General features: G+C 67.7%; 2 protein-coding genes. Both read left to right on the top strand.

Annotated features, from left to right (window positions below; genetic code table 11):
• Nucleotides 1-241 precede the first annotated feature (241 nt).
• Complete coding sequence (locus A5704_RS26360) at nt 242-541, top strand: PE family protein (RefSeq protein ID WP_067758919.1); 300 nt, start codon at nt 242-244, stop codon at nt 539-541.
• 8 nt (nt 542-549) lie between these two features.
• Nucleotides 550-1,498 (top strand): PPE family protein (locus A5704_RS26365; protein WP_067891841.1); only part of this gene is annotated, 949 nt, incomplete at its 3' end.

Genomic DNA, 1,498 nt, shown 5'->3' on the forward strand with positions numbered 1-1,498 from the left:
CCGGCGCCGCCGCGGGCTACTCCCACAAATACGGCTTCCGCTACAGCGTCCTAACCCGACCCCCATCGGCCGGATAGGGAAAGGCCAGGTGAACGGAAGTTGTACACGAATGAACAGTCGGCACTAGGGAGGCGAGGCACCGCGTGACCCATTTAATCTCAGCAGTAAGCCACGCCTGCGGTAAGCCCACCGGCAAACCGTTCCTCAAAGGCCAGCGAGCCGAAACCAGGGAGGGATCTTAATGTCGTTTGTCACGACGCAGCCGGAGGCGCTGGCCGCGGCCGCGGGCGATCTGCAAAGCATCGGTTCGGCGCTCAGCGCGCAGAACGCCGCGGCGGCGGCCCCGACGACGGGGATCGTGCCGGCCGCAGCCGACGAAGTGTCGGCACTGACCGCGGCGCAGTTCTCTGCGCATGCGCAGATGTATCAGGCTGTGAGCGCCCAGGGCACGGCGATTCACGAGATGTTCGTCAACACCCTGAGGATGAGCTCGGGGTCCTACGCGGTGACTGAGGCGGCCAACGCGGCCGCGACGGGTTAAAGGAGCCAATGATGTTTGATTTTGGGGCGCTTCCGCCGGAGGTTAATTCGGCGCGGATTTATGCCGGTCCGGGGTCGGGGTCGTTGATGACGGCGGCGTCGGCGTGGAATGCGATCGCCGCGGAGCTGCAGTCGGCTGCGTTGAGTTATCAGAATGTGGTGACTCAGCTGGCCAGTGAGGAGTGGGCGGGCACGGCCTCGGCGGCGATGGCGGCCGCGGCCACCCCGTATGCGGAGTGGCTGGCCAGCACGGCGGCGCAGGCCGAGCAGGCCGCGGTGCAGGCCGCCGCGGCGGCGGCGGCTTATGAGGCGGCGTTCGCCGCGGTGGTGCCACCGCCGGTGATCGCGGCCAACCGGGCGTTGGTGCAGCAGTTGCAGGCCACCAACGTGATCGGGCAGAACACCGGGGCGATCGCGCAGTTGGAGGCCCAGTACGGCGAGTTTTGGGCCCAGGATGCCGGGGCGATGGCCAACTACTCGGTGCAGTCCACGGCGGCGACCAAGGGCATCACCCAGTTCCAGGCCGCCCCGAAGGTGACCAACGACGCGGGCACCACCACCCAGGCCAGCACGGTGGCCAACGCGGCGGCCAACACTTCCGCCGGCAACGCGGCCAACGTCGCGCAAAAGGCGGCCACCACCGCCACGACGACGACCACCGCGCCAGTCAAGGCAGCAGCGACCGCCGCGACGACGAACAACCCGATGAGCGAGCTGTGGTTCCTGTTGACCGGCCAGACCGCCTTCCCCACCAACCTGGGGGCGGCCGTCAACGGCTACAGCCCGTTCGCCAGCCTGTTCTATAACACCGAGGGTCTGCCGTACTTCAGTACCGGTATGGCCAACACCTTCACCCAGATCTCCAAGACGGTGGGGTTGATCGGTGGTGCGGCTCCGGCGGCAGCCAAGGCGCTGCCCGGTCTGGGTGGGCTCGGTGGTCTGCTCGGCGGCGGAGTCT

The sequence above is a fragment of the Mycobacterium sp. E735 genome, assembly GCF_001666955.1.
Taxonomy (GTDB): Bacteria; Actinomycetota; Actinomycetes; order Mycobacteriales; family Mycobacteriaceae; genus Mycobacterium.